Genomic DNA, 19661 nt, shown 5'->3' with positions numbered 1-19661 from the left:
GCGGTGGACGCGAACTCGATGACGTTAAGACTAGAGGGGCCGACGAAAAATCAGCAACCTATTTTTGACCTGCGATTTTGGCCGGGAGCGGCCGGAACCCGGCGGGAATTTCCACGGTCCTCGCGCGGTTGCGGCCCCGGCTCCCGCACCCTCCCCCGGCGGCGCGGGCGGGCCTATTCGTCCCCGTTCCCGCCGTCGGTGACGCGGATCAGGCCCTCCTGGACGACGGAGCAGACCAGCTCACCGCCGCGGGTGTAGACCAGCCCGCGGGCCAGCCCGCGGGCGCCGTCGGCCGACGGGGTCTCCTGGGCGTAGAGCAGCCAGTCGTCGGCCCGGAACGGTCGGTGGAACCACATGGCGTGGTCGAGGCTGGCCATCGCGATGCCCGAGAACGACCGGCCGTGCGCGATCAGCACGGTGTCGAGCAGGGTCATGTCCGAGGCGTAGGTCATAAGGCAGACGTGCAGCAGCGGGTCATCGGGCAGGGTCCCGTCGACCTTCAGCCACACCAGGTTCTCCATGCTGCGCAGGCTCGGGTCGCGCTCGACCTCGAAGGACAGCGGGCCGACCGGGCGCACCTCGATCGGGTGCCAGGTCGCGAAGCGCGGCACCTTGCCGAAGACCTCGTACAGGCGCTCGCGCGTCGTCGGCAGCTCGTCGGGGGCGGGCACGTCCGGCATCGGCGTCCGGTGCCGCAGGCCCGGCTCGACGTGGTGGAACGACGCCGACAGGGTGAAGATCGCCTTGCCGTGCTGGATCGCGGTGACCCGGCGCGTGGTGAAGGAGCGCCCGTCGCGCACCCGGTCCACCTCGTAGACGATCGGCACCGAGGGGTCGCCCGGCCTGATGAAGTAGGCGTGCAGCGAGTGGACGTGGCGGTCGGAGGGGACGGTCCGCCCGGCCGCGACCAGCGCCTGGCCGGCCACCTGGCCGCCGAAGATGCGCTGGGGGCCGCCGTCGGGGCTGCGGCCGCGGAAGATGTTCACCTCGATCGGTTCGAGGTCGAGGATGTCGAGCAGCCCCTGGAGGGTCTGCCCCGTGTCGGGCTCCGGTCGCTCCTGCCGGTCGGCCCCCCGCGCCGCCTGCTCGGTCACCGATGGTCCTCCTCGCTGCTGTCGTCGTCCGCCCCGCCACCGCCGCCGACCGGCGCCGGCTCCCGGCCGGCGCACAACGCCAGCACGGCCTCACCGTAGCGCTCCAGCTTCACCGCGCCGACACCGGATATCCGGGACAACTGGGAGACCCCCGTGGGCACGTGCTCGGCGATGGCCTGCAGAGTCGCGTCGGTGAAGACGACGTAGGCCGGCACCTTCTGCTCCGCTGAGATCTCGCGCCGCCACGCCTTGAGCCGCTCCAGCAGCTCCTCGTCGTAGTCGGCCGGACAGTCCAGGCAGCGGCCGAGCTTGCGCTCCGGGGCGTCGGTGAGCGTCGTGCCGCAGATCCTGCACTGCGCGGGCTTGGCCTGCCTGCGCCGCTCGGAGCGCTGCCCGGCGAGGGAGGGCGAGGCCGGCCGCAGTCCGTCGAGGAAGTGCGAAGGCTTGCGGCTCCTGCGGCCGCCCGGCGAGCGGGCCAGCGCCCAGGACAGCGCGAGGTACTCGCGGGCCCGGGTGACGCCGACGTAGAAGAGCCTGCGCTCCTCCTCGACCTGGTCAGGGCCCTCGGCGTAGATGATCGGCAGCATGCCCTCGGTCAGCCCGACCAGGAACACCGCGTCCCACTCCAGGCCCTTGGCCGAGTGCAGCGACGCCAGCGTGACGCCTTCCAGCTCGGGGGCGTGCTCGGTCGCCACCCGCGCGTCCAGTTCGGCGACGAAGTCGGCCATGGTCGCGCCGGGGCGCTCCGCCGCGACGTCCTCGGCCAACTGGGCCAGCGCGGCCAGCGACTCCCACCTCTCCCTGGCCTGGCGGCCCTCGGGCGGGGTCTCGGTGAGGCCGATCTGGGGTTGGGAGAGGAGGTGGCGGACGGCGGTGACCAGCGATTCGCCGTCGTCGCCGCGCCCGGCGCCGCGCAGGGTGTGCACGGCCCTCCTGATCTCGGGGCGGTCGAAGAACTGCGTGGCGCCGCGCAGCGTGTAGGGCACGTCGGCGTCGGAGAGCGCCTGTTCGTAGGCCGCCGACTGGGAGTTGGTGCGAAACAGCACCGCGATCTCGCGGGCGGGGGTGCCCGCGTCGATCAGCGCGGCGATCTTGCGCGCGACGGAGGTGGCCTCGGCCGGTTCGTCGTCGTACTCGGTGTAGGTCGGATCGGGGCCGTCGGGGCGCTGCGCGACCAGCTCCAGCCGGTGCTGCGCCGCCGGGCCGCGCGCCTGGGTCAGCGAGGTGTTGGCCACGCGCACCACCTGCGGGCTGGACCGGTAGTCGCGCACCAGCCGCACCACCGTGGCGTGCGGGTAGGCGGCGGAGAAGCCGGTGAGGTAGGCGGGGGTGGCCCCGGCGAAGGAGTAGATGGTCTGGTTGGGGTCGCCGACCACGCACAGGTCGTCGCGCTCGCCCAGCCACGCGTCGAGCAGCAGCTTCTGCAGCGGGTTGACGTCCTGGAACTCGTCGACGACGAAGTAGCGGTACTGGGCGCGCACCTGCTCGGCGATCTGGGGCGACTCGGTGAGCATGGCCGCGGTGAGCTCCAGCATCGCCTCGAAGTCGAGCAGGTTGCGCTCGCGGCGCAGCTCCTCGTAGGCGTCGAACACGCGGGCGACGTCGCGGGCGGGCATCGGCGCGGTGCGGCCGGCCTTGACGACGCCGGTCTCGTAGTCGGCCGGGCGGATCTGGCTGACCTTGGCCCACTCGATCTCGCCGGCGAGGTCGCGCAGCCCGGTGCGGTCGAGCTGGAGCGCGCACGAGTGCGCCGCCTCGGCGACGATCTGGATCTTGCTGGAGATGAGCGTGGGTTTGGGGCCGCCGACCGCTTGTGGCCAGAAGTAGGAGAGCTGTCGCAGCGCGGCGGCGTGGAACGTGCGGGCCTGCACGCGCGGCGCCCCGAGCGAGCGCAGCCGGCCGCGCATCTCACCGGCCGCCCGAGTGGTGAACGTCACCGCCAGGACCTGCTGCTCCGGCACGACCCCGCTGGCCACCGCGTAGGCGATCCGGTGCGTGATGGCGCGCGTCTTGCCGGTGCCGGCACCGGCGAGGATGCACACCGGCCCGCGCACCGAGCGCGCCGCCTCAAGCTGTTCGGGGTCGAGCCCCTCCAGTACGAGGTCAGGGTCCATTGGGCGTCGCCTCCAATCCGCCCGATCGCCTCGGGCACGGGTACGGGCCGCTCCTTCTCCACGTTTCCCTCAGACCTCATTCGGCCACCGCAGAAGCTTTTGCCCGGTCCAGTCTCTCAAGTATCAGTGTGAGTGCGGGCGTACCCGAAACACCAACCGCGGCGGGTGGACGAGGGCGCGGACGGGTGCGAGGCCGCGGCGTCACGCACGCGCCAGGGGAACCATCGCGCTGTGACCTGCGTCTGACCCGCCGACCCTGATCGCGTTGGGAAGCTTCGGCACGGTTCTCGGCGTTGGTAGTAGGCGGTGCATGTCCCATACGGGTAAGGAGAACACCCCATGACCACCCCCTCGACCGCGCAGATCACCATGTACACCACGCCGTGGTGCGGTTTCTGCAAGCGGCTGAAGAGCCAGCTCGGGCGTGAAGGCATCGAGGTCGCCGAGGTCAACATCGAGCAGGACCCCGAGGCCGTCGAATACGTCATGAAGGTCAACGGCGGCAACCAGACCGTTCCGACGCTGCTGTTCGCCGACGGCTCGGCGCTGACCAACCCTTCGCTGTCACAGGTCAAGGAGAAACTGGCGACGCAGTCGTAGCCGAGCGGCCCGCCACCTCGCGGCGCGGGGTGGCGTTCCGGCTTCTCGGCTGCAGAGAAGATGGGGGAAGACGTGACGCCTGACAGAGCGGTTCGCAACGGGGACGAAACGGCGATCGGGCTGATCCGGCGGACATCCGCCGGCTGGAGGGTGCACGGCGACGAGGAGTTGCCGGACCTGGTCAACGCCATGGTGCTGGCCGACCTCCTCGCCGCCGAGGATCGGCAGCAGGCCGCGGTGGCCGCCGTGCCCCCGCGCGCGCCGGAGCAGGCGTCGGAGCTGGAGCGGCTCCGGGTGACGGTGGCGCAGTTGGAGCACGCGCTGCACACCCGCGTGGTCGTGGAGCAGGCCATAGGAGTGCTCTCCGAGCGGCACCGGCTGACCCCGCGCAAAGCGTTCGAACGGCTGCGCCACGCCGCGCGCTCGCGCGGCCGCAAGGTCAACGAGCTCGCCCGCGAGGTGGTCACCAGCGCGGGCAACCCCCTGACGGCTCTGCCGGAGGAACTGGCCCGCGAGGGCGCGGCCGCCCAGGCCGGTCCGGCCAGGAGGCGCAGGTAGCCGGGGAGCGGGGCGGCGGGGCCGTATGGGGGCGGCCTCACCAGCCGCCGGGGAGTCCGGCGCCGTACCAGTTCTCGATGAGCTTGCGCGCGATCGATACGGGGCCGGGCAGCAGGACCTCGCCGCTTCGGGCCGCGGCGAGGAGCTCCTCGCGGGTGAACCAGCGCACGTGCTCGATCTCCTGGTGGTCGGTGCGCTCGGCCGTGCCCACGGCGAGGGCGGAGTAGCCCAGCATCAGGCTGCGCGGGAACGGCCACGGCTGGGAGCCGAGGTAGCGCGGATCCGCGACGGCCACGCCGACCTCTTCGGCGACCTCCCGGATGACGGCCTGCTCCAGTGATTCACCGGGCTCGACGAATCCGGCCAGCACCGAGTAGCGCTTCTCCGGCCACCTCGGGTTGTGCGCCAGCAGGCACTGCTCGGTCCCGTCGGCGACCCGGTGCACCAGCATGATCACGGCCGGGTCCATCCGCGGGAAGGTGTCGTTGCCCTCCTTCTCGCACGTGCGCACGTGCCCCGCCGCGCCGGAGCGCGTGGGCGAACCGCAGCGGGAGCAGAACATGTGCGTGGCGTGCCAGTTGGCGAGCGCGACGGCGTGGGTGAGCAGCCCGGAGTCGCGCGCGTCGAGCAGCGCGCCGATGTCGCGCAGGGAGGTCAGCTTGGTGCCGGCCGACTCGGTGAGCTCCACGCCGGAGGCCGCGCGCACCGCGAAGTAGGCGCGCCCGGTCTCGTCGACGCCGAGCAGGTAGCGCTCGCCCTCGGGAGCCTCGGCCGGCGCCGCGAACACCAGTTCCGGGCGCTCGGTGTCGGTGCTCACCAGGGCTCGGGACTGCTTGACCATCAGGCCGCGCCACCCGTATTCACCGGGTTCGCCCCGCTCCAGCACGAGCACGCGGGTGCGCGGATCGGCCCAGGCCGCCTCCAGCCACGCCTCGTCGGTGCGCCGGTGCCCGGCCATGTCGACGACGCCGCGCGAAAGAGCCGGGGTCAGATGTGGTTCGGTCATGGTGCTTCTTCCAGGGGTTCGGTGCGGGAGACCCTACGGGCGCAGCGCGGCGGCGAGCTCGTCCCACAGGTGGGCGGCGCTCTCGGCGCCCTTGAGCAGCAGGGGGACCTCGACCTTTTCGTTGGGCGCGTGGATCCGGTCGTCGTCGAGGCCCACCGCGACGAACACCAGCGGCGCGCCGAGAACGTCGGCGATGTCGGCCTCGGGGCCGCTGCCGCCCTCGCGGGTGAACAGCACCTCGGTGTCGAACGCCCGGCCCATGGCCGCGCGGGCGGCGCGCACGGCGGCCGATTCGAGGTCGGAGGCGCACGGGCGCACGCCGGGCCCGGCGAAGGCCACGGTGGCGCGCACGCCCTCGGGCAGGTTGCCGGCCACGTAGGCGTCCACGCACCGCTGGACGCGCAGCGGGTCCTGGTCCGGGACCAGCCGGAAGCTGACCTTGGCGTGCGCGGAGCGCGGGACGATCGTCTTGGTTCCGGCACCGGTGTGGCCGCTCCACATGCCGTTGATCTCGGCCGTCGGGCGCACCCAGACGCGTTCCAGCGTGCTGTACCCGGCCTCGCCCGCGGCGGCGGTGCTGCTCGCGGTGCGCAGCCACTCGGCCTCGTCGAAGGGGAGCCGGGCGAGGAGCCCGCGCTCGGCCGCCGTGACCTCGGCGACGTCGTCGTGGAAGCCGGGGATGGCGATGCGGCCGTCGGCGTCGTGCATCCCGGCCAGCAGGCCGGCGAGCACCCGGGCGGGATTGGGGACCGCGCCGCCGAAGGAGCCGCTGTGCAGGTCGACCTCTGGTCCGTACACGTCGATCTGGCAGTCCGTCAGGCCGCGCATGCCCACGCACATCGACGGCGTCTCGGCCGACCACATGGTGGTGTCGGAGATGACGACGACGTCGCAGCCGAGCCGGTCCCGGTGGCGCTTCAGCAGCTCGGCGAAGTGCGGCGACCCGGACTCCTCCTCGCCCTCCACGAGCAGTTTGACGGTCACCGGCGGGGCGCTCGCGCCGGAGGCGGCGAGGTTGGCGCGCAGGCCGAGGGTGTGGAACAGCACCTGGCCCTTGTCGTCGGAGGCGCCGCGGCCGATCAGCCGGTCGCCCTGCTCGACCGGGACGAAGGGATCGGTGTGCCAGGCCTCGACGGGATCGACGGGCTGCACGTCGTGGTGGCCGTAGACGACGACGGTGGGGGCCCCGGGGTCGGTCGCCGGCCACTCGGCGAAGACCGCGGGCATGCCGTCGGTCTCCCAGACCTCCACGGTCGGGAAGCCCGTGTCGGCGAGGTGGGCGGCCAGCCAGTCCGCCGAGCGGCGGACGTCGCCGCTGCGAGCGGGATCGGCCGATATGGACGGGATCGCCAGCCAGTCCTTGAGCGCGGCGACGAACTCACCGCGGTGCTTCTCGACGTAGGTGCGCGGATCCATCTGGCGAACCGGTTCCTTCCCTGATCGACGCTGACCGCTACCGAGCTTACTGAGGTCTGCATCGGCTGCGCGGCCTGGGCCTTCGGCGGCGATCTCGACCTTATCGGGGTCATTCGAGCGGTTTCAGGCCCCACAACGTCGAGACCGCCGCGGAACGCAGACCTCGGTAGGGCGTGTCCAGCGGATCGATGTCCTGCCGCACGCTCCCCCTACCTGAGAGCCAGGCGCCGGGTAGCCCTGTGGACACGGGGGCGCGGGCGGGGCCCGCGCTCTACTGTGGAGCGGAGCACGCACATCGATCCTTCGAGTGGGAGATGAACGCCGAGGAACGGGAGCCGCGAGCGGGAACGGCGCGGGACGGGCGCGAACCGCCGGAGCCGGAGGCCGACACCGCACGCCCGATCGCCGACACCCTGCGCGCCGCGGTGTGGGGCCCGCCGAGCGCGCTGCCCAGGCGGCTGCCGGTGCCGGGGAGCGGCGACGGCGCGCGCCCGCTGCTCGGCGGCGTCTGCGCGGGGATCGCCCGGCGGCGCGGATGGCGGCCGTGGACGGTGCGCCTGCTGGCGATCCTGCTCGTGCTGCCGATGGCGCTGTATCCGGTGGTCTGGCTGGTCGGGGCGGCCGGACGGCCCCCGGAGAGCGTGCGCGGCCGGGCGAACCGGCAACTGCTCGTCATCGCGGCCGCGGCCGCGGTCTCCCTCCTGAGCGCCCCACGGCTGATGGATCTGGGCCTGACCGAGACCTCCGCGCTGATCGCGGGCCTCGCCGTGGGGCTCCCCCTCCTCGCGCTCCCCCGCTCCCCGCTGCTGTCCTGGCGCCTCATGACGCCGGCGCTGGTGCTGATGCTGTTCCTGCTGTGGACGCTGCCGGAGCAGCCCGTCGCCTCCAACGGCCCGTTCCCGGCCGCGGGGGCCGCCGCCTACCTCCTCGTGCTGTTCATCGTGGCGAGCCAGTACGACCGCAGGGTCGTGCTCGTGGTCGGGGCGTGCGCCACCGCCCTGACCACCGTCCACACGGCCGTGCTGGGCGCCGACGCCGCACCCGTGGTGTGGTCCGTCGTCCTCGTGCTCGCCGTGCTGATCGCCGGGGACAACGTCCGGCTGCGCCGCGAGGCCGCGGGGGCGGAGTCCTCGCGGCAGGAGGTCCCGCCGACGGGCCGCCCGCCGATCCCCCTGTGGGACGACGTCCTCGACGCGGTGTGGCGGACCCCGGCCCGGCCGGCGGCCGGGCGGCTGCGCCTTCCCCGCGGGCCGGTCCGGCCGATCGGGGAGCGCGTGATCGCGGGGGTGTGCGGCGCGTTCGCCCGGGGGTCCTTGGCCAGGCTCATCACGTTCCGCCTGCTGTTCTGCCTGTTCCTCCCGCTCAGCGCCGCCGTCTACCTGCTGCTGTGGCTGCTGCTGCCGCTGGAAGGGCGCCCGTCACCCGCCACCACCCTCAACCGAGACGCTCCGCGCCACTCCGCCTATCAGAAGGCCATCGCCTGGTTCCTGTTGTTCGGGGTCGGGGCCGGTGTCGCGGCGCTGGCCGCCGTCCAGACGGTCGACTTCCTCGGGATGGCCGTGGCGCCCTCCGTGGTCCTGGGCATCGTGACGGGCCTGCCGCTGGCGCTGCTTCCCTACTCCCCATTGCTGACCTGGCGGTTCATGACCGCAGGCCTCTTCGCCGTCCTGGTGGCCTCCGCGGTCGACGACGGTTCGATGCTGTCCCCGACGGCCGTCGGGGGCATCCCACCGGGCATCCTGTGGCCGTGGCCGATCGCCGTGCTGGTCGTGCTGCCGCTGGTGCTGTACCTGGTGGCGATCGGCTCCTCCGGTCGGCTGACGGCCGGCGTCGGCGCCGTCACCGTGCTGCTGGGCATCCTCCCGGCCTCCGTGTTCGCCGGGACCCCGCCGCTGCAGGCGCTGTGGATCTCCGCCGTCGCCGTCGCCGTCCTCGCCTTCGGCCACACCGTGCGCGGCAGGCGCACCGCCCAGCGCGAGCTCGCCCACGAGAGCGCGCTGCGCAGGCAGGACCGCGCCCGCCAGGCCGTGCTGGAGGAGCGCTCCCGCATCGCCCGCGAGCTGCACGACGTCGTCTCCCACCACATGTCGATGATCGCGATCCAGGCGGAGGCCGCGCCCTACAAGGACCTGGACCTGTCACCGGATGCGGCCGCGACCTTCCACGCGCTCCGCGACACCGCGCGCGACGCGCTGGCGGAGATGCGCAGGGTCGTGGGGCTGCTGCGCGAGGACGACGAGGACGCCGAGCGGGTGCCCCAGCCCGGCCTGGCGCAACTGGACGATCTCGTGGCCGGGGCCCGCGAGGCGGGGATGACCGTCGAACTGGAGGTCGCCGGCCTGCCCGGGGACCTGCCGGGCTCGGTGGACCTGTCGGCGTACCGCATCGTCCAGGAGTCCCTGAGCAACGCCGGGCGGCACGCCGCGGGAGCGCACGTGCGCATCGGCGTCGAAGGCGGTCCCGGGCTGGTCACGCTGCGGATCGCCAACGGCCCCGCCGGCGCCTCCACCCCCGGGCCCGGTCTGGAACCCGGCGGGCACGGCCTGGTCGGGATGCGGGAGCGGGTGGCGATGCTCGGCGGGTCGCTGCGCGCCGGGCCGCTCCCCGGCGGCGGCTTCGAGGTCGTCGCCGAACTGCCCGTCCCGGGGGAGGACTGAAAGGACCGCCGCATCCGGCCATCCGGCGGTGGGGGCCGTGGGGCCTGGCTAGGCTTGGGCCGTGCCCATCACCGTCATAGTCGCCGACGACCAGGCCATGGTGCGCGACGGCATCGCCACGCTGCTCGACGCCGCACCCGACATCGACGTCGTGGGGCAGGCCGCCAACGGGCACGAGGCCGTGGAGCTGGCGCGCAGCCACCGGCCGGCCGTCGTGGTGATGGACGTGCGCATGCCGGTCCTGGACGGCCTGGCCGCCACCCGGCAGATCACCACGATGGGCGGCGGGGCGGACGACCCCGACGGCCCGGCCGCGGGCACCCGGGTACTCGTCCTGACGACCTTCGACCTCGACGAGTACGTCTACGAGGCGCTCGGCGCCGGTGCCAGCGGGTTCCTGCTGAAGGACGCCCCGGTCGAGGACCTGCGCTCGGCGGTGCGCGTGGTGGCCGACGGCGACGCGCTGCTCGCGCCGTCGGTGACGAAGCGGCTGATCGGCGACATCGCCAAGCGGCGCAGGGAGAAGATCCACGCCCGGCCCGAGGCCTTCGACGACCTCACCCCCCGCGAGGTCGACGTGCTGCGCCAGGTCGCGCGCGGCCTGTCCAACGGCGAGATCGCGCAGGAGCTGTTCCTCGCCGAGCAGACCGTGAAGACCCACGTCGGCCGGATCCTGATGAAGCTGGGCCTGCGCGACCGCACCCAGGCCGTCGTCTTCAGCTACGAGAACGGGCTGGTCTAGGGGTCGCACCTCTGCCTGCCGGAGACCTGGCGAGGCAGCACCGGCCCCCTCCCCCTCCGGAGGTAGCCGACGGTCGGCTCTGCGGGGGGACGACCGGGCTGGAGGCCGGTTCCTAGCGTCATCGGCATGACGCGACGGATGAACGCCCCGGCCATCGCGGCCCTGTCGGTACTCATCGGCGGAGCGGTGTGGCTGCAGCAGCCCGATCCCGTACCGGCGCCGCTGCGCTACTCCTCCGAGGTCGTCGACGGGCACCACCTGCTGGCCGACGACCCCGCCGGTTCCGGCCGGGTGGTGGAGGCGCTGGGCGACCTCGACGGCGCCGACGACATCGCCGTGCTCGTGCCCGGCACCGGGCAGAACCGGGGCAACTTCCGGCGCAGCGACGGCAACCCCGGCACGGTCCCGCTGGCCAACGGCCGGGCGCTGCTGGAGGAGCTGCGGCGGCAGCGGCCGGACTCCCGCGCGGCCGTGGTGGTCTGGCTGGGCTACCTGCCGCCGCAGGACCTGGGCCCGCACGCGCTCACCTCCACGTCGGCGCGGGAGGGCGCGGCCGAGCTGGTGCGGTTCGACGCGTGGCTGCCGGAGGACGCCCACGTCACCCTGGTCTGCCACAGCTACGGCAGCGTCGTGTGCGGCGAGGCCGCCCGGCACGGGGGCGTCGCCGACGACGTGGTGGCGCTGGGCAGCCCCGGGATGGGCGTGGGCGGCGCGGAGGAGGTGCGGGCGCGGGTGTGGGCCACTCGCGCCGATGACGACTGGATCCGCTTCGTGCCGTCGGTCGCCCTGGGACCGCTGGGCTACGGCTCCGACCCGATGGACCCGGATTTCGGCGCCCGGGTGTTCTTCCCCGGTCCGATTCACGGGCATGAATCCTATTACCGGCCCGGGAGCGCGTCGCTGGAGGCCATCGCGCGGATCGCGCTCGGGGACGGCGGAGAACTGCGGGAGACGACGCCATGACGGCCACGAACGGGGATCCGGTGCGGCGCGGCCACCGCGCAGACGCGCGGCGCGGCCCGCGACCGTCGCGGTGGCGCGGCGCCGGGCACCGCATCGGCGAGGCCGCCGCCGGGATCGACCGCGCCACGCCGGCGACGCGCGAGCGCGCGATCGACGGCCTGCGCGCCCTCGCGATCTGCGGTGTCGTCCTCGGCCACTGGCTGGTGACCGCGCTGGTGGTGTGGGAGGACGGCGGTCTGCGCGTCTCCAGCCCGCTGCGGGACATGCCCGGGCTGGCCCCGTTGAGCTGGGTACTGCAACTGCTCGGCCTGTTCTTCCTGGTGGGCGGCTACGTCGCGGCGCGGTCCCTGGCGCGGTCGCGGGAGCGGGGGCAGAGCGACGGGGCGTGGCTGCGCGCCCGGCTGGGACGGCTGCTGCGGCCGCTGATCGCGGTGGCCGCGGTCTGGGGGCTGATCGCGGCGGTGCTCCCGCTGCTCGGCGTGCCGGAGGCGACGATGCGCACGGGCGTGCTGCTGACCGGCCAGCCGATGTGGTTCATCGCCGTGTACCTGGCGGTCACCGCGCTGACCCGCTACGTCGTGGCGGCCGACCTGCGCTTCGGCGCCGTCGCCGTACTGGTCCCGCTGGCGGCCGTCGCAGCCGTCGACCTGCTGTGCCACGGCCCCTGGCAGGAGGCGGTGCCCGGATGGCTCGGCATGGTCAACGTGCTCCCGGCCTGGCTGTTCGGCTACCAGTTGGGCGTGTCCTGGGCGCACGGTCGGCTGAGCCGGCCGATCGCGGTGGTCCTGCTCATCGCCGGGGCGGTGGGACTCGCTGTGCTGGTGACCCGACTCGGTTACCCGGTGAGCGCCGTCGGCGTGCCCGGGGCGGAACGCAGCAACGCCCACCCGCCGTCGCTGTTCGTCCCGACGCTGGCGGCGGCCCAGATCGGCGCGGCCGTGCTGCTGCGCGACCCGCTGGAGCGCCTGCTGCGCCGCAGTCCGCTGCTGTGGGCGGGGGTCGCCGCGCTCAACCTCGGCGCGCTCACGGTGTTCTGCTGGCACCAGAGCGCACTGGTCGCGGTGAGCGCGGCGGGGTCGGTGTGGGGTGTGCTGCCCGGCCTGACCGCCGCCGCCGACGGACCGGCCTGGATCGCGGCCCGCCTGCTGTGGCTGCCGGTGTTCGGCGCGGTCCTGCTGCTGCTCGTGGCGGCGCTGCGCCGCTACGAGGGCCCGTGGGAGCGCACCGCCCTGCGTTCGGCCACCGCTCGCACAGCCGCCGTCCTGGCCGCCGCCGGCTTCCTGGTGGCGCTGGTCCGAATCCTGTAGCGGGCCGGAGAGCGCCCCTTGGCCCTCCCTACCGAGGTTCGCACAAGTCGGGCGGGGCCTGGACCGCAGGTGAACGGGCGACCCGGGACATGCGTCCGTTTCGCGGTGTTTTCCTCGCCGATCTCGACCGTGAGTTTCAACCTCGGCCACTGGGGTTGTGAAGTCTCAGCCGAAGGAGGGATCCGCGGTGACCGGGCGATCCACCCGCACGCCGTCCCTCCTGGGGCCGGGCTTGAAGACCCCCTGGAGTCGAGGTGGAGGGGGCCCGCCCGCGCGCCTGCTCCGCCCCGGGGCCGAGGGTGGAACCCAAAGAAGGATCCGGCCGATGACCTGATCGCATTCTGTGTTGCCGACGGCCTCGCCCTGGTCCATGGTCATACCTCCGAAGACAGGGCCGCCGCCCGCGCCGTGTGCGGGGAACGGCGGATGCCCACGGGTTCATTCCGCCTCGGGAATCCGGTCGATCAAGGCCGCCAGGCCGTCGGCGTCGAGCAGGTCGGCGGGGCGGATGGTCAGGTCGGTGCGCACGTAGTGGAACGCGGCGCGCACGTGCTCCAGCGGCACCCCGGCCAACTGCGCCCAGGCGATCCGGTAGGCCGCGAGCTGGACGGCCACGGCCCTGCGCTCCCGGTCGGTGCCGGGCGGGCGGCCGGTCTTCCAGTCGACGACGTCGTAGTGTCCGTGCTCCTCGTCGTGGAAGACCGCGTCCATCCGGCCGCGGACGAGCCGGTCGCCGATGACCGTCTCGAACGGCACCTCGACGTCCAGCGGGATCCGCCCGCCCCACTCTCCGGCCTCGAACAGTCGCTGCAGCTCGGAGAGGTCGTCGTCGCGGCCGACCGCCTCGTCGGCCGCGCCGGGCAGCTCGTCGGGGTCGAGCAGGCTCTCCTGGCCGAAGCGCTGCTCCAGCCACAGGTGAAACGCGGTCCCCCTGCGGGTGTGCGGCGCCGGTGGGCGCGGCAGCGGGCGGCGGATCTGACGGGCGAGCGCCGCCGGATCGCGGGCCAGCGACACCAGCGACGACACCGTCAGGTGCGCAGGCAGCTCGACGGTGACGGCCCCGTCGTCGGTCCGCTCGGTGTCGCGGTGGGCGAGCAGCAGGTCGGTGTCGCGCTGCCACCCCTTCAGTCTGCGGTTCCAGGACTCCGGTACGGCGGCGCGCTCCAATTGCTCCAGCCACGGGGCTCCGGCGCCGGCCCGGGCCTCCTCGACGAGCCGGGCGCCGGCCACGACCTCGCGGTGCCGGTCGGCGGCCGCGCCGACGTAGTCCTCGGGAAGGTGCGGCCAGGCGACCGGTTCGACGTCCACCAACTGGGGGTTGGTCTCGGTCTCGCCCGGCGCGGGGGCCCACTGCGCGATCCGGCCCGCTCCGGCCGCGCACGCCTCGCGGACCTCCTCCAGGAAGGGCGACGGCTCCCGCGCGGTCTTCGTCCCCGCTCCCCACCGGTGCCCGGTGCACAGCAGAGCGAAGGCGGCCCGGGTGACGGCGACGTAGGCGAGACGGCGCTCCTCCATCGTGTCGCGGCCCTTCTCCTCCTCCCGGAACCGCTTGATGGAGGCGTCGTCGACGTCGGTGAGCCGGGGCAGGCCGACGCTGTCGCCGCGGAGCGGGAACGGCAGCTCGGCCGGCCGCCCGGTCCAGCTCTTCCCGGCCCCCGGCCTGGTGGGGAACAGGGTCTGGCTCAGGCCGGGGACCACGACCATCGGCCACTGCAGGCCCTTGGCCGCGTGGACGGTCATGAGCTTGACGGTGTCGGTGGAGCCGACGCGCTCGCCCGGCGCCAGGCCCCGCTCGGTGTCCTCGGCGGAGCGCAGGAAGGCGAGGAACGCGCTGAGGGTGGGCGCCTCGCTCGTGCCCACGAACCTGGCCGCGACGTCGATGAACGCGTCGAGGTCGGCGCGGGCCGCCACCGGGTCGCGGCCGGTCCGGGCGCCCACCTCGATGTCCAGGCCGAGCGTGCGCTCGATGTCGGTGATCAGGTCGGGCAGCGGCTGGGCGACGAGGCGGCGCAGGGCGCGCAGCTCCTCGGCGAGCGCGGTCAGCCGCTCGTGGCCGGTCGGGGAGTAGCGCTCGGCGGGCCCGAGGTCGTCCAGCGCGTCGAGCAGGCTGCCGCTCTCGGCCGTGAGGTCGAAGACCGTCCGGGTCAGCGGGTCGGCCGGCCGGTCCGGTTCGGCGGGCGCCGACCGGTTCAGGTCGCGTCTGCTCTCCTCGGCCAGCTCGGTGGCGCGCCTGTTCAGCGCCACCAGGTCGCTCGCTCCGAGCCGCCAGCGGGGCCCGGTGAGCAGGCGGGCCAGCTCGTTGCCCGCCGCCGGGTCGTTCAGGACCCGCAGCGTGGCGACGATGTCGCGCACCTCGGGCACGTTGACCAGCCCGCCGAGGCCGACGACCTCGACCGGGATGCCGCGCAGCTCCAGCCGCTCGCGCAGCAGCGGGAACTGGGAGCGCTTGCGGCACAGGATCGCGACGTCACCGGGGCTGAGCGGTCCCCGGTTCTCCTGCTCCGGCCACGGCAGCCCGTCCGGGGCGCGGTGGGTGCCGCGGGACTCCCGCAGCGCGATCTCGATCTGCCCGGCGATCCACTCCGCCTCCTCGGTCTCGGTGGCCAGCAGCGCACCGGTGACGAAGCCGCGGCCGCGCCGGGCGGGCCCGGGGTGCAGGACCGGGACGGAGTCGGCCTGCGCGCGCAGCGGTTCGGCGATGCGCTTGGCGACGGCGAGGACGCGTTCGCCGTTGCGGAAGCTGGTGGCGAGCTGGCGGACGGAGGCCGGCCGCCCCGGGCGCTCGGGGAAGTCGGTCGGGAATCCCGTGAGGTTGCCGGAGCTGGCCCCGCGCCAGCCGTAGATGGACTGGCAGGGGTCGCCGACGGCGGTCACCGGGTGGGCGTCGCCGAACAGCGCGCGCAGCAGCACCAACTGGGCGTGACTGGTGTCCTGGTACTCGTCCAGCAGCACCACGTGGTAGCGGCTCTTCTCGATCAGCCCGACCTCGGGGTGCCGCCGGGCGATGCGCGCGGCCAGCGCCACCTGGTCGCCGAAGTCCATGACCTCGCGCGCCGCCTTGGCCTCGGCGAACCCCTCCAGCAGCGGCAGGAGCTGCTCGCGGTGCTCCTGGGCCGCGAGCAGCTCCCTGGTCGGCGCCTTGCTCTCGGGCAGCGCGTCGGCGCGCTCCCGCAGCCACGCGCCGATCCGGCGGACGTCGTCGGGCGTACGCAGGTGCTCGGCGAGTTCCCCTGAGAGCGCGAGGACGTCGCGCACGACCGTCTCCGGGACGGAGTTCACCGCGCTCATGGGCCCGTCGTAGCCGCTCACGATCTGGTTGGCCAGCTGCCAGGCCACCGCCTGGGTGATCAGCCTGGCCGAGGGTTCCACGGCCTCGCGCAGCGCGTGGTCGCCCACCAGGCGGGAGGCGTAGGAGTGGTAGGTGGAGACGGTGGGTTCGCCGTCGAGGACCTCGTCGGGCACCGCGCCGGAGCCGCGAAGCTGGTCGAGGCGCTTGCGGACGCGTTCGGCCAGCTCCGATGCCGCCTTGCGGGTGAACGTCAGGCCGAGCAGGTTCTCCGGGCGGACGTGGCCGTTGGCGACCAGCCACACGACGCGGCCGGCCATCGTCTCGCTCTTGCCCGATCCCGCGCCCGCGACGACCACGCCCGGCGCGAGGGGCGCGGAGATGACGGCGGCCTGCTCCGCCGTCGGCTCGGGCTGCCCGAGCAGCCGCGCGAGCTGCGCGGGGCCGAAGGTCCGGCTGGGCAGTGTCTCGGTCATGCTCCCCTGATTCACGGTCGTGGGCCGTTCTCGCGCCCGCGCGCGGGCCTGCCGCTCGGTGCCGCCGCCCCGGTCACACCCGGCCCCCCTCGTCGTTCAGCGGGCAACTGGAGCGCACCGAGCAGACCCGGCACCCCTCGTTGATCCTGGCCTTGAAGGTCGATCCGGCCATGCCGGTGGCGACGTCGTGGACCAGCCGCTCCGACCAGGCCGGATCGGGGTCGTCGCCGAGTGCCCCCTGTCCCTGCTCCTTGGCCTTGGCCCGCTTCTCGCCGATCTGGACGAGGGCCGCGCCGCCGGGCTCGGTCAGTCCGAAGTGCTCGAAGGCCGACTTGAGCACGGCCAACTGGTAGACGCCGAGCTGGGGGTGGCGGGCGATGTCGTCGTCCCTGGGCGCGCTGTTGCCGGTCTTGATGTCGACGATCACGCCCCGGCCGGCCGCGTCCTTCTCCAGGCGGTCGATCCGGCCCACGATCTCGACGCCGCCGAGGTCGACCTTGAAGCCCTCCTCCGTGGCGACCAGCGTCCGTTCGTTGCCGTCCTGCCAGGAGATGAGCTTGCCGATCATCGCCTCGGCCTTCTCGCGCTGCTTGTCGGCGTACCACGGGCCGCCGAAGTCCAGCTCCGACCACACGCCGTCCATGCGGCGCCGGATCTCGGGGAGGTCGGCGCCCTCGGCGACGAGGACGGCGATGGCGTGTACGATGGTGCCGAGGTTGGCGGAGAGCTGCGCGGGGTCGGCCCCGGCCGCGGTCTCCAGCAGCCAGCGCAGCTCGCAGTCGCCGAACCTCTCCACCTGCGACGGCGACACCCGGATCTGCTCGTCCGGCCCGACCAGCGGGCTGTCGTCGGACAGCCCGGTCAGCGCGTACCACTCGCGGGGGTCGGCGCCCCGCACGCCGGCGTCGGCGAGGCGGGCCAGGTGGGCCGCTGCGGCGCGGCGCAGCGGATCGGGCGCCCTGGGGTCGGTGACGGCCGAGCGCAGGTCGGCCACAAGCGCGGGCAGCGCCAGCCAGCGCCGCCCGGTGGTGACGCGTTCGGGTTCGGCCGCGCCGAGCTCGGAGAGGAACCGCGAGGGGCGCTCCTCGGTGTCCTCGCCGCCCACCGCCGTGACGACGAGGTCGCGCCGGGCCCGGGTGACGGCGACGTAGAACAGGCGGCGCTCCTCGTCCAGCAGCTTGGAGGCGAGCGCGGCGCCGGAGTTCTCGGTGAAGCCGGAGACGGTGTCGACCAGGTGCTCCACGCCCAGGAGGGATCCGCGCAGGCGCAGGTCGGGCCAGTCGCCCTCCTGCACCCCGGCGACCACCACGAGGTCCCACTCCAGCCCTTTGGAGCGGTGCGCGGTGAGGATGCGCACCGACTCGCCCTGCGGCGCCTGCTCGGCCAGCGTGTCGGCCGGGATCTCCTGGGCCTCCAGGTCGTCCAGGAATCCCTCGGGCACGCCGGGCGGGAGGCGGTCGCAGTAGCGCGCCGCGCTCTCGAACAGTGCGACCACGGAGTCCAGGTCGCGGTCGGCCGCGGCACCGCGCCGCCCGCCGGCCTGGCTGGCCTTGAGCAGCCGGTCGGCCAGGCCCGAGGTCCGCCAGACCTCCCACAGCACGTCCTCGGCCGTGCCGCCGGCCGCGGCGCGCTCGCGGATCAGCCGCAGGTATCCGGCGATGCGCTCGGCGGGCTCGCGCACCTCCGGGTCGACCATGGCGAGGTCACGCGGGTCGTTCAGGGCGTCGGCGAGCAGCGCCGCCGAGGTCCGGTTGCCCCCGGATTCGAGTTCGATTCGGCGCAGGGCGCGTCCGAGCCGGCGCAGCCTGATGCTGTCGGCGTCACCGAAGGCGCTGGTCAGCAGTTCGTGCGCGGTCGCATCGTCGAGCGCGTCCCCGTGCAGCGCGCAGCGGACCAGCAGCAGCATCGGGCGGATCAGCGACTCCGCGGCCAGCGGCAGCTCGTCCCCGCTGACCCGGACCGGCACGTTCGCGGCGATCAGCGCGCGCCGCAGCACGGGGACCTGCCGCGTCGCTGAGCGGACCAGCACGGCCATGCGCGACCACGGCACGCCGTCGATGAGGTTGGCGCGGCGCAGGGTGTCGGCGATGACGGCGGCCTCCTGCGCCGGGCTCTCGGCGAGCAGGACCTTGACGCCGCCGGTCGGCGCTTCGGGCACGGGGGTGAGCATGCGGTGGGCGTTGACCTGCCCGCCGTTGGGGCTCGGCGCGGCGGGCAGCCGCCGGGCGAGGCGGCGGGAGGCGTCCAGCGGCGCGGGGCCGCTGCGCCGGCACACCTGGAGCGCCACCACCGGGGCCGGTTCCCCGTTCACCTGGGGGAACCGTTGCGGGAACTCCAGGATGTTGCGCACGTCGGCGCCCCGGAAGCCGTAGACGGACTGGTCGGGGTCGCCCACCGCGACGAGGCCGCGGCCGTCCCCGGCCAGCGCGCGCAGCAGCTCCTCCTGGGCCGGGTCGGTGTCCTGGTACTCGTCGACGAACACGGCCTCCCTCGCCGCGCGCTCCCGCGCCTGGACCTCGGGGTCGCCGAGCAGGTTCGCCGCGATCCGCACGAGTTCGGCGTAGTTGAACGTCGGGACCGGGGCGATGTCGAAGCGCCCGATGTAGCGGTCGAGGAAGCCGCCGGCCGCCACCCAGTCGTCGCGGTTCTGCGCGCGTCCGAGGGCGCTCAGGTCCGAGGAGTCCAGCCCCCGCTCCTGGGCGCGCATCAGGAAGTCGCGCAGCTCGTCGGCGAAGCCGCGGGTGTGCAGCGCCGGCCGCAGCCGCTCGGGCCACGCCGCGGCGCCGTCGCCCAGCTCGCCCGCGAGCAGTTCGCGCACCTCCATGAGCTGTTCGGGCCCTGACAGCAGCCGCGGCGGCAGGTCGCCGGAGCGCTGGAACTCCCTGCGGATCAGCGCGTAGGCGTAGCTGTGGAAGGTGAGCGCGAGGGGTTCGCGCGTGGTGCGGCGCAGCCGCGCGGTGATGCGCTCCCGCAGTTCCTGGGCCGCCTTGCGGCTGAACGTGAGCACCAGGACCTTCGCGGGGTCCGTTCCCCGGTTCTCGATCCGGTCGACGACGGCCTCGACGATCGTGGTGGTCTTGCCGGTGCCCGGCCCCGCCAGCACGAGCAGCGGGCCGCCCTTGTGGGCGACGACGCGCTGCTGGTGGTCGTCCAGGACCGGCGGGGGCGCCACGCGCCGGACCCGCCGCACCAGACGGTACGGGGATGAGCTCACCCCATCTAGTTCACCAGATGCCCACCACATTCGGGGCCGCCCGGGGGCCTCGAGGGCCCGGCGCACGGCTCGAAACGTCCGGGGCCGGGTGCGGCCCCGCCTTCCGCCGACGTGCACAGTCAGCAGGTAAAGGACATTCCAACAAGAGTTTCCGGCCCGTCTGAAACAGGAAGTGAAAGGTGAACCCCCTAGGGTCGGACGGGGCCGCGACGACCGGAACGGCGCGTG

At 73.9% G+C, this 19661-nt stretch carries 12 protein-coding genes; 6 read left to right on the top strand and 6 right to left on the bottom strand.

The window, feature by feature from the left end; translation table 11 throughout:
• Positions 1 to 173 precede the first annotated feature (173 nt).
• Together tesB and HDA32_RS04265 are read right to left on the bottom strand one after the other, a co-directional pair.
• Positions 174 to 1094 (bottom strand): acyl-CoA thioesterase II, encoded by a 921-nt coding sequence (tesB, locus tag HDA32_RS04270; protein WP_179641922.1) that lies wholly within the window; start codon positions 1092 to 1094, stop codon positions 174 to 176.
• Positions 1091 to 3208: an ATP-dependent DNA helicase UvrD2 gene (locus HDA32_RS04265; protein WP_179641921.1), complete on the bottom strand. Its 2118-nt coding sequence runs from the start codon at positions 3206 to 3208 to the stop codon at positions 1091 to 1093. Before HDA32_RS04265 ends, tesB begins: the two co-directional genes overlap by 4 nt.
• A 339-nt stretch (positions 3209 to 3547) precedes the next feature.
• Here HDA32_RS04265 and HDA32_RS04260 point away from each other — a divergent pair, with 339 nt between their 5' ends.
• Both HDA32_RS04260 and HDA32_RS04255 read left to right on the top strand, forming a co-directional pair.
• Positions 3548 to 3808 carry a mycoredoxin gene (locus tag HDA32_RS04260; RefSeq protein ID WP_179641919.1) on the top strand — a complete coding sequence of 87 codons (261 nt, stop codon included), beginning with the start codon at positions 3548 to 3550 and terminating at the stop codon, positions 3806 to 3808.
• 60 nt (positions 3809 to 3868) lie between these two features.
• Positions 3869 to 4366: an ANTAR domain-containing protein gene (locus tag HDA32_RS04255; RefSeq protein WP_179641917.1), complete on the top strand. Its 498-nt coding sequence runs from the start codon at positions 3869 to 3871 to the stop codon at positions 4364 to 4366.
• A 37-nt stretch (positions 4367 to 4403) separates the two neighbouring features.
• On the opposite strand, the gene nudC is transcribed toward HDA32_RS04255, so the two are convergent.
• The gene (gene nudC, locus HDA32_RS04250) at positions 4404 to 5372 is read right to left on the bottom strand and encodes an NAD(+) diphosphatase (RefSeq protein ID WP_179641916.1); all 969 of its coding nucleotides are present in this window, start codon (positions 5370 to 5372) and stop codon (positions 4404 to 4406) included.
• Positions 5373 to 5405: 33 nt separating this feature from the next.
• Positions 5406 to 6788 carry a dipeptidase gene (locus HDA32_RS04245; RefSeq protein WP_179641915.1) on the bottom strand — a complete coding sequence of 461 codons (1383 nt, stop codon included), beginning with the start codon at positions 6786 to 6788 and terminating at the stop codon, positions 5406 to 5408.
• Between the two features lie 314 nt (positions 6789 to 7102).
• Between HDA32_RS04245 and HDA32_RS04240 the strand changes: the two genes are divergently transcribed.
• The 4 genes from HDA32_RS04240 (at position 7103) to HDA32_RS04225 (ending at position 12457) form a co-directional block, all read left to right on the top strand.
• The gene (locus HDA32_RS04240; protein ID WP_179641914.1) at positions 7103 to 9445 is read left to right on the top strand and encodes an ATP-binding protein; all 2343 of its coding nucleotides are present in this window, start codon (positions 7103 to 7105) and stop codon (positions 9443 to 9445) included.
• A gap of 61 nt (positions 9446 to 9506) precedes the next feature.
• Positions 9507 to 10187, top strand: coding sequence for a response regulator (locus HDA32_RS04235; protein WP_179641913.1), 681 nt, complete (start codon positions 9507 to 9509; stop codon positions 10185 to 10187).
• A 126-nt stretch (positions 10188 to 10313) separates the two neighbouring features.
• A complete protein-coding gene (locus HDA32_RS04230; RefSeq protein ID WP_179641912.1) occupies positions 10314 to 11150 on the top strand; it encodes an alpha/beta hydrolase in 837 nt (278 codons plus the stop codon).
• Positions 11147 to 12457: an acyltransferase family protein gene (locus HDA32_RS04225; RefSeq protein WP_179641910.1), complete on the top strand. Its 1311-nt coding sequence runs from the start codon at positions 11147 to 11149 to the stop codon at positions 12455 to 12457. Before HDA32_RS04230 ends, HDA32_RS04225 begins: the two co-directional genes overlap by 4 nt.
• Positions 12458 to 12895: 438 nt before the next feature.
• Here HDA32_RS04225 and HDA32_RS04220 read toward each other — a convergent pair whose 3' ends face one another.
• Entirely contained in the window at positions 12896 to 16219 is a 3324-nt protein-coding gene (locus tag HDA32_RS04220; RefSeq protein WP_179641909.1) for an ATP-dependent helicase, read from the bottom strand.
• Positions 16220 to 16292: 73 nt separating this feature from the next.
• Positions 16293 to 19433: an ATP-dependent helicase gene (locus HDA32_RS04215; protein WP_179641908.1), complete on the bottom strand. Its 3141-nt coding sequence runs from the start codon at positions 19431 to 19433 to the stop codon at positions 16293 to 16295.
• Positions 19434 to 19661: the final 228 nt, after the last annotated feature.

The sequence above is a fragment of the Spinactinospora alkalitolerans genome, from assembly GCF_013408795.1.
In the GTDB taxonomy this organism is placed as follows: Bacteria; Actinomycetota; Actinomycetes; order Streptosporangiales; family Streptosporangiaceae; genus Spinactinospora; species Spinactinospora alkalitolerans.
This window is presented reverse-complemented; position numbering and strand designations above follow the sequence as displayed.